Genomic DNA, 8,938 nt, shown 5'->3' with positions numbered 1-8,938 from the left:
CAACAGGATCAACAGGATCAACAGGATCAACAGGATCAACAGGATCAACAGGATCAACAGGATCAACAGGATCAACAGGATCAACAGGATCAACAGGATCAACAGGATCAACAGGATCAACAGGATCAACAGGATCAATTGGATCAATTGGATCAATTGGATCAATTGGATCAATTGGATCAATTGGATCAATTGGATCAATTGGATCAATTGGATCAATTGGATCTATAGGGTCAACTGGATCAGTCGGAGTCACAGGTACATTTGATTCAAGTTCTGAACCAGGATTAGATGGGCTTCCACCACTCGATCCACCGCTAGCAGCAGCTGCAATTCCACCTACTAGCGCTGCGCCACCCGCGATCCAAGGTAAAAGCCCCATACCATCGGAAGATGAAGGTAATAATACTTCGATATCTGGAATCTGCTTGTACTGTTTCGCGACCTGATCAAACCAGTACAATCCTCCATCGTCTTCTTCAAATACAATGTCAGATGTGAGTCCATCTTCATTACTGACATAAAAGTTTTCAATGACCAGTCTTTCGCCATTTGTAAGGACCACAATTAGGGTATTGCCCTCTTGTAATAACTCGACAACATCGAGCTTATTAATTTTGGCTTTTACAATTGAAATAGCATCAAGCTGAACATTAGTTGCCTCTAATTTTGTTTGTTCTCGGCTTAACTTATTAATAATTTGAAGTGTTTGCATTATTTTTCCAATCTATATTTCTCCAATGTTGCAAAATTGTATGATTGTTGTTTTTATGTCAAACACACTATTCTTTTCACCTATTTATTGATGCAGTTCACACTTTTTAATTACATTCTTTTTCTCTTTATTAAAAAAATATATTTTTACTGAGACCTTTTGATTAACTCTTTTCAGAAATAAAAACTTAAATTTTGAATTTAACTTTTAAGAGATATGTCACACTTCTTCAATTTGTAACAAAAGTTGTAATAATATTTTTCTTAGACACAATATTACTGCTTAGTTTTCATCTATTAGAATGCAATAAAAATCTATTTCACATGATCAAGCTTGCACCATAAGCTTACTCAAGAGAAAATACCTGCAAAATTTTATGCAGTCTTAACAATGTCCCTACCTCTAGACGTTTTAGGCGGTATTACCGCTGAACAATTCCTTGCCGAATACTGGCAGAAAAAACCGCTGCTGGTGCGTAATGCCATGCCTGAAATCGCAGGCCTGCTAGAACCTGATGATGTCATGGAGCTGGCACTTGAAGAAAATGTCACTGCACGTCTGATCAAGCAGAAAGATCGTGATCCAAATCAGTGGTCAGTAAAGACATCTCCTTTATTGAAAGCTGACTTCCAGAAGATGCCTAAGCTCTGGACTTTGCTGGTTCAGGCTGTGGATCACTATTCGTTCGACCTGTCTGAACTCTGGAAAAAGTTTGCTTTTATCCCTCAATGGCGTCGTGATGACATCATGGTGTCTTATGCGCCTCAAGGTGGTTCAGTCGGTCAACACTTCGACTTTTATGATGTTTTTCTGGTTCAAGGCTATGGTCATCGCCGCTGGCAACTGGGGCAAATGTGTGATGCCGAGACCGAACTTGTACCGGGACAGCCATTAAAATTATTGCCAGAAATGGACGTGAATTTTGATGAGGTTCTAGCACCCGGTGATTTGCTGTATGTTCCACCCGGCCTTTCCCACTACGGCGTTGCTGAAGATGACTGTCTGACTTTCTCTTTCGGTTTCCGTATGCCAAATGTCAGTGACATGATGGACCGTGTAGGCGATAAATTTTCGGAAAATGAAGTCTTACGCAATCCATTAACTGACATTATTCGTGATCAAATTAGTGCTGCGGGTGAAGTCACAGGCAATGAACTTGAATATCTGAAAGGCAAAATCATGGAGCAGTTGCATAACTCCAATGTGCTTGAAGATGCCATCATGAGCCTGATGTCAGAACCAAAATATGAAGAGAATATTCCGGAAGCTGAAGAAATTGGTACAGGTGATCTGGAAGAAGCACTTGATCAGGGCTATAGCCTGATGCTTGAACCCGCTTCACGCCTGCTCTATACAGAAGAAGATGGTGAAACCTTGTTCTGGGCCAATGGTGAAGGAATCTGTATTTCTGAAGCATTTACTTCAAAACTGAAGCAGATTGCTGATGGTGAGCGTGTCTTACTGGATGAAGATTTCGCTGACGAAGATATACTGGAAGATGTTGCTGAGCTATTGAATGATTCTGTACTGATGCTGGTGCCACCGGCTGAAGAAGAATAAGTTTTTACATCTCGGTCATTTCAAATCTATAAAAAAGAGGGTCATATGATCCTCTTTTTTATGTATGAATAATTTTGAGATGATTAAGGCTGATAGAGTTCCATCACCACGTGTACGCAAGTATCGCCTTTCGCAGACTGAATATCCAGCATTCCACCCATGCGTTCAATACGCATTTTCATACTGCGCATACCAATGCTCATGCCATTTTTCTGCACCATCTCCGGATTAAAACCGATACCATTGTCCTGAATTTTTAAAGTCAGTTGATGTGGTTGTGTATATTCCATACTCACACTCACTTTTGTGGCCTGACTATGCTTGATAATATTGGTCAAGCTTTCTTCTACCACACGGATCAGGGTCAGACATTGTAAAGCCGTAGGTTCACGCTGCCAGACTTTAGGAAATGACCATTCTACGGCGATATCCATTTCTTCCAGCAACTGGGTAAATCGGTAACGTACTGGCGCAATCCAGATCACTGGCGTTTCAGGCACTTTATTGTCAATAGAAGAACCGCTATCGATGATTTGACGCAGGTCATCCCTAAGCAGCTTCAGCATAGATAAAAACTGTCGATTGGAAATGTTTTCGGTACTTTGATCCACCAGAATCATGGAACGCACAATCGAGCCACCTAGTCCATCATGCAGTTCATGTGACAGATTAATCCGTTCCTGCAAACGCACATTATCCAGTTCCAGCTTATGCTGATCACTCAGGCTTTTATTTAGATCTGCACTGACTTGCCGTACTTTGGATTCCAGCTGCGTATTAAATTTTTCGATTTTTTTAATATTACGATTCAGTCGTGTCCCCATAATTAGCACGACAAACAGGATAATAATCGGTGATGTATAAGGTGATAAAGGTGAGAATTCACTAACCGCCGTTTGACCCAGAATGATCAGATCTATAATGACACACAGCAAAATTCCCCACAGACAAAGCATCAGAAACAGATATTCGCCATTTCGAGTTTTAATTGCCCAGTAGCTAACATAGATGACACAACTAATATAAAGCAGCACATAGCAGACAAAAGCAACACTTAGCACTGCTTCTAAATGATCTAAAGAACTGGCTATGATGAATAGACTGAATAAAGCAGTCACCCCGATAAGTCCCCGCTCCAAACGCTGAAATTTCTGCTTCAAGAACCGAATTAGATACAGACAAAAACAGTGCATATAGAGGATAAAGAAAATCAGATTGGCTTTACCGGCCCATATACTGGAGGGAAAAGGAAAATTCTCTGTGGTTAATACATTGGAGATAAACAGAATCCACAATAATGAACTCAACGCCAGCCAGCCAAAAGTGGTTTCTGAACGTCGGAATAGCCAGATAATCAGGCTAATGACTCCAATCGTACCGGATAGAATCATATTAATCTGAAAGAGCGTACGGCGATCCCAGATCTTTTTTGAGTAATGCTGGTCATTGGCCATGATGTTGTGAAATTCAATTCTGCCAAGCCCTGCACCCTGGAAACTATAGCCTCGTACATAAATCAGCAGTTCATTGTCTGTCTGCTTCAAGCCCGCAATGGGCAAAATCCAGTAACGTGGTACATTCCAGCTTTTAGACAAAGGCTCTTGCAGGTTTTGATCCGACCACAGCAGATCATCATTCAAGAAAACAGCTCCAGCAGAATTTAGATAGTCAATCCCAAAAACAATGGGTTCAGCCAGACGTATATTGTCCTGACAAGACCAACCCCATCGAATTTTATACCAGGCACCCCCATTATATTTCGGCCAGTTATTTTTCCAGTTATCCGGTAATGTCACAGGTTGCCAGCCTCCCTCCGGAATTTTGAGATGGCTCGACACTTGAACTTTTTGTTGCTGTTCAATGTTCACCTGACAAAGCTCGTTAATCTGAAAATTATTCTGTGCCAGACTGATGCAAGAGAACAGGCTCAGCCAGCTCCCTATCATTAATAGAGCGATGAGCCTTAGTCTTTGTCCAAACATCTTGCTAACGGATAGCATTCGCACTAAAGAATACCTAAATGCCGGGCGGTGCTCACTGCTTTAGTCCGCTTGCTAACAGAGAGTTTGCGGTAAATATGCTTAATATGACTCTCTACGGTATAACGTGACACACAGAGTTCATCAGCAATTTCACGATTGCTAAGCCCCTGTGCCACTAATGAAAGAATTTCTTTTTCCCGTTGTGTCAAGCTTTCCTGTTCTGGATCAGGTACAACCTGTTCCCAGGAGGAAGATGGCTCTGAACTGGAAATCTGCTTGAGAATTTCACGCGCAATAAAAGGATCAATGGGTGCTCCGCCCCGCAAAATACTATGAATTGCGAGACTCACTTCTGTATCATCGCGTTCCTTGAGTACATAACCGGTTGCTCCTGCCTTAATTGCTTTTAACAGGCTGTCCTGAGTACTCCAGGCAGACACCACTAGTATTAAGGTTTGTGAACCGAGCTCTTGTATTTTTTCTATAATGGAAATGCCATTTCCATCTGGTAGTCCAAGATCAATCAGTGCTAAACAGAAGGGTTCTTGTTGCAGAAGATATTCGGCTTCCCTGACATTATTGGCGAATAGCAATACCTCATCGCTATACCCTAGATCCTTCAAAATATTTTTTAAACGGCACTGAATGACATATTCGTCTTCAACAATTAATACAGGTACCGGTAGTACGGCGTCTTGTGCTGTCATAAGCACACCCCTTATCGTTATTCTTATCACCCCATTGAAATTAAAATATAAACAAAAAAAGAAGAAAAATCATGAGTTTTTTTAACTTTATTGTGAGTAGCTCTAAGTATGAATAATTTTGAAAGCAGAGTTCTTGTTCTTGGAAAATTCAAATTTATAAACCATAAAAATGCCATCTATTTTAAGATGGCAATTTTTGTATGTTTCAAATATTAGGTAGCAGTTTATTTTTTACTTTTCTTCTCAGGACCATATTGCTGCTTCAAATACTCCACAATATCTTTAGACTCAAACATTTTTGTATTGGTATTCGGATCAACCAGATAAGGAACTTGGATATTGTTCCCCATTACTTTTAGTATCTGTTCACGTTTACCCCCCGATAAGGGTTCATATTTACCCGGCTTTAAACGCAGTTTTGCTGGTCCATAATCTTGCCAGCGTTCCTTCGCGACGTTATGAAAAATGAATGGTATTTCCAGCTCGCTTAGAACAGCACGTACTACTCGAGTAAACGGACTCGCTTCAAAGCCCCATAATTCTAATAACTGTTTAGGTGCTGGACGATCAATAATCTGTTTGTTGATCCATACACCGCGGGCTCCATTCACGATGGTTCCGGCAAAAGCGGCCACTGGAATTTTAGGATATTGCGTGTATTTACTCGGTGTCTTGCCATTTTTGCCATAATGCTTGAACAGGTGATGAATAATATCTTGTGACTCATACATCTGATCCCCCGTATTTTCATCTACTAAAAATGGAAAGCGGGTTCTGCCTCCCAGCTGTTTTACGATCGGACGGTATTTGGTACCACCCTTAGGACATGGATAAACTTCATAATCCAGATTAAGCAAGGTCAATACCTCACGGACACGACGACAAAATGGTGAACCTTCAAATTCATACAGCTTGATTGGCTTCTCAGGCTGATTTGGAAACGGCGTGCCCACCATACCTCGACCGCCTTGAGTAAATGACGATGCCAGTGCTTGAGCAACCTTGATTTGATGTGGGAGCATTGTTGTTATCCTTTTTTGTTTTAAGAACCGTGAAAGTATGCTATTTGAGTGACTTTCACGGTATTGCTGATTTTTATTATTTTCTGTCAGTTTAAACAGATAGCTGATTAATCGACTAGTTTTTCCTGCGAAAGTACAATGCCGTTGTTATCAGCATAGACATACTCGCCCGATTTAAACGTGACTCCACCAAAATAAAGCGGCACATCAACTTCACCAATTCCCTTGCGGTTGCTCTTTTGAGGAATAGAAGCCAAGGCATGTACACCAAGATCAAGTTCAGCAATCGCATCGACATCACGGACACAGCCGTAGATAATCACACCATTCCAATGGTTTTTCACCGCAGATTCAGCAATCAGGTCTCCCATCAATGCACAACGCATAGAAGCACCACCATCTACAACCAAAACCTTGCCGGTACCATCTGTCGCCAATAACTCTTTTACGCGAGAGTTATCTTCAAAGCATTTTACGGTCACAATCTGGCCGCCAAAGCTTTTACGTGCACCATAGCTTCTAAAGAATTTGCCATCCAGGCATGGGGTGACTACCTGCAGGTCTTTATCCGGATTATCATCAAGCAGGTCACAAGTTACAAATGGTACGCTGGACACGATTTTTTACCCTCATTTCATTTTTTGTATGGCTAAATTATCATAAATTTCAAATTTCACAGTCTGATTCAGCGCTGCATATACCATAGTATGAGCCACCTGCTCTGCTGTCACTGGCTTGTATTTAAAAGAATCGGGGATGAAATGCGAAAACTTGTCAAACAGGTTCTGTGCCGCATCTTCCAGTAAACGCTGATGATCCCGCTCACCAATCAGCAAAGAAGGTCGGAACAAGCTGATACGCTCCAGAGACAAGGTCTGGATATAATCCTCTAATTCACCCTTTACCCGATTATAGAACAGTCTGGATTTTGAATTGGCACCCATCGCACTAATCAACAGATAATGAGCATCCGTTTGCTGCACCAGTTCGGCAAAATGGGCGTTGATGGTGTAATCGGTATTATAAAAAGCTTCTTTCGAACCTGCTTTCTTTAAGGTAGTACCCAGACAGCTAAAGGCATGAGTATGGCCACTGACATCCTGATCATTGAGCATTAAAAAGTCCTCAACGACCACCTGCTTGATCTTGTGCCATTGTTCAAATTCTGGTTGATGTTTACGCACGATGACGCTAATACACTTACAACTAGGTTCATTTACTAGCTGTTGCACCAAAGTCTTTCCGACCAAGCCTGTAGCGCCAATCACGATAGGATATGTAATGGTTTTAGTCATTTTTTGTACGATCTCCCTGCTTAGATACTAATCTAACGTTTTCTTTAGAATTTTTCTGCAACTAAAATGTTGTCAAAGCATGTCAAGACTTGACTTAAGCCCATAGTTTCCTCAAAATATGGCACTTGTTTACGGGCTGGTGATAGTTCTTCTGATGTGGTTTTCAGTTGAGTTTCAGCCCGCCCAGACCAATCTATTTCAAGGAGTGCACGAGTGGCAAACTCTGCTCAAGCAAAAAAACGTGCTCGTCAAAACGTTAAAGCACGCAAACACAACGCAAGCTTGCGTTCTATGGTTCGTACATATCTTAAACGTACAGTAGCTGCTATTGCTGCTGGCGACTATGCTGTTGCTACTGAAGCTTACAAAAAAGCTGTTCCAGTAATCGACCGTATGGCTGACAAAGGTATCATCCATAAAAATAAAGCAGCTCGTCATAAGAGCCGTTTGAACGCGCAAGTTAAAGCATTAGCTTCTAACTAATCGCAAATCAAAAGAAGCCCTTTTAGGGCTTTTTTTGTGCCTGAAATTTAATACCAAATCAATAATAAAGAATGATGAATACCAGATTATTCCCAATCCTAGTTATAGAAATCTTCTATTCAAATAAAAATAGAATAAATTATTCATCCTTATCCATAGAATGAGGCGTTGTGGTCTGATCTTGCTGCGCATTGTCTGTATCACGCTGACAAGCAGTTAATCCCAGCATAACGACTAAACTTAAAATTGTGATTATTTTCATGATGACTCCTATGCTTCCAAAATTGGTTTAAATATCAGCATAGTGATATTTCATCATTACTCTATTTCACTTTCATACGATAAATGTAAAAAGCTCAACCTAAATGATTGAGCCTTTGAATTATTTATTGACCTTTAATTCGGTATTCTGAAATTGGGAAATATCCAGCTCATGCACTTTGCCACGCCAGATCCATTTTAGTTTAGATTCCTCAAATACATCGCCCTCAAACCAGACAAACAGACCTTCCATCATTTTCGGCCAGTCTTCACGGCTGACTTCCTGATGCCCAGACATCACTGCAATCATCGCTGCCAGAATGGTGTCATGACTGACCGCCAGACTGAGTCCATACGGCGTTTTCGGATGAGTGTTATAAATCAATTCCAGTACATCCACTACGCCATTAATTGGATGTTTCATTCCGGGCAAGGCATTATTGACGAAGCTATTGATAAAGCCCAATGCCCCCTGTTTCTTGAAATATGGCCCTGCTTTTTGAATATCCAGTACAAAGCTGCCTGGCTCAACTAGCAAACCCTGTTCAACGATTTCAATCTTATGGGTATGCGGTGCTTTATCCGTTGCATCTGCCCCCTCGATCATCAATGCTGCGGTATCTACACAGCGCTGAATCGGACTCGATATGCAATGCTGGATATGCCGATCTGTTTGATTGACCAGAAAAGCGCCCCATTCCTGCGCCAGATCACGTCCTTGCGGCGTCAACTGCAAATCGTAACCTGCCAGTCCCTGACCAGCGACATCTTCACGCAGAGAATGCCGCGTAAACAGAGTCACAGGGGTCTTGGTATCAGGCAATAAATCTATTGCACTGAGCATACTTGGTGGAAGCAGTTTTAATGCCACAATCTTGCCAACTGATCTATCAACGGAATCTTCCTCACTATA

At 41.4% G+C, this 8,938-nt stretch carries 10 protein-coding genes; 2 read left to right on the top strand and 8 right to left on the bottom strand.

Translation table 11 applies throughout. From position 1 onward, the window contains the following. Positions 1-715 (bottom strand): DUF4573 domain-containing protein (locus tag FTV31_RS08195; protein WP_180014169.1); only part of this gene is annotated, 715 nt, incomplete at its 3' end. Positions 716-1,105: 390 nt separating this feature from the next. Here FTV31_RS08195 and FTV31_RS08190 point away from each other — a divergent pair. After that, positions 1,106-2,275 (top strand): cupin domain-containing protein, encoded by a 1,170-nt coding sequence (locus FTV31_RS08190; protein ID WP_180014167.1) that lies wholly within the window; start codon positions 1,106-1,108, stop codon positions 2,273-2,275. An 83-nt stretch (positions 2,276-2,358) separates the two neighbouring features. On the opposite strand, the gene FTV31_RS08185 is transcribed toward FTV31_RS08190, so the two are convergent. From FTV31_RS08185 to FTV31_RS08165, 5 genes are all read right to left on the bottom strand, one after another. Beyond that, positions 2,359-4,221 carry an ATP-binding protein gene (locus tag FTV31_RS08185; protein ID WP_180014165.1) on the bottom strand — a complete coding sequence of 621 codons (1,863 nt, stop codon included), beginning with the start codon at positions 4,219-4,221 and terminating at the stop codon, positions 2,359-2,361. Between the two features lie 59 nt (positions 4,222-4,280). Next, positions 4,281-4,964, bottom strand: coding sequence for a response regulator transcription factor (locus FTV31_RS08180; protein WP_180014163.1), 684 nt, complete (start codon positions 4,962-4,964; stop codon positions 4,281-4,283). A gap of 224 nt (positions 4,965-5,188) precedes the next feature. After that, the gene (locus tag FTV31_RS08175; RefSeq protein WP_180014161.1) at positions 5,189-5,986 is read right to left on the bottom strand and encodes a glutathione S-transferase N-terminal domain-containing protein; all 798 of its coding nucleotides are present in this window, start codon (positions 5,984-5,986) and stop codon (positions 5,189-5,191) included. Positions 5,987-6,093: 107 nt separating this feature from the next. Further along, positions 6,094-6,603, bottom strand: coding sequence for a ribonuclease E activity regulator RraA (gene rraA, locus FTV31_RS08170; protein WP_180014160.1), 510 nt, complete (start codon positions 6,601-6,603; stop codon positions 6,094-6,096). A gap of 12 nt (positions 6,604-6,615) precedes the next feature. Next, positions 6,616-7,281, bottom strand: a complete 666-nt coding sequence (locus tag FTV31_RS08165) for an NAD-dependent epimerase/dehydratase family protein (RefSeq protein WP_180014158.1) — start codon at positions 7,279-7,281, stop codon at positions 6,616-6,618. A 213-nt stretch (positions 7,282-7,494) separates the two neighbouring features. On the opposite strand from FTV31_RS08165, the gene rpsT reads away from it, so the two are divergent. Further along, complete coding sequence (rpsT, locus tag FTV31_RS08160) at positions 7,495-7,764, top strand: 30S ribosomal protein S20 (RefSeq protein WP_004786139.1); 270 nt, start codon at positions 7,495-7,497, stop codon at positions 7,762-7,764. 139 nt (positions 7,765-7,903) lie between these two features. Here rpsT and FTV31_RS17305 read toward each other — a convergent pair whose 3' ends face one another. Continuing rightward, on the bottom strand, positions 7,904-8,026 hold the full coding sequence (locus FTV31_RS17305; protein ID WP_004786141.1) for a hypothetical protein: 123 nt from the start codon (positions 8,024-8,026) through the stop codon (positions 7,904-7,906). A 120-nt stretch (positions 8,027-8,146) separates the two neighbouring features. Next, positions 8,147-8,896: a phosphoglycerate mutase family protein gene (locus FTV31_RS08155; protein WP_180014156.1), complete on the bottom strand. Its 750-nt coding sequence runs from the start codon at positions 8,894-8,896 to the stop codon at positions 8,147-8,149. Positions 8,897-8,938: the final 42 nt, after the last annotated feature.

This window comes from Acinetobacter sp. YH16031 (assembly GCF_013417335.1).
Classification (GTDB): Bacteria; Pseudomonadota; Gammaproteobacteria; order Pseudomonadales; family Moraxellaceae; genus Acinetobacter.
Note: the sequence above shows the minus strand (reverse complement) of the source record. Positions and strands in the feature narration are given on the sequence as shown.

What these genes read in the sequence shown, in the direction of transcription:
- FTV31_RS08190 (WP_180014167.1), top strand. Translation starts at nt 1,106, where the DNA reads ATGTCCCTACCTCTAGACGTTTTAGGCGGTATTACCGCTGAACAATTC.
- FTV31_RS08180 (WP_180014163.1), bottom strand. Translation starts at nt 4,964, where the DNA reads ATGACAGCACAAGACGCCGTACTACCGGTACCTGTATTAATTGTTGAA.
- FTV31_RS17305 (WP_004786141.1), bottom strand. Translation starts at nt 8,026, where the DNA reads ATGAAAATAATCACAATTTTAAGTTTAGTCGTTATGCTGGGATTAACT.
- FTV31_RS08185 (WP_180014165.1), bottom strand. Translation starts at nt 4,221, where the DNA reads ATGATAGGGAGCTGGCTGAGCCTGTTCTCTTGCATCAGTCTGGCACAG.
- FTV31_RS08175 (WP_180014161.1), bottom strand. Translation starts at nt 5,986, where the DNA reads ATGCTCCCACATCAAATCAAGGTTGCTCAAGCACTGGCATCGTCATTT.
- FTV31_RS08165 (WP_180014158.1), bottom strand. Translation starts at nt 7,281, where the DNA reads ATGACTAAAACCATTACATATCCTATCGTGATTGGCGCTACAGGCTTG.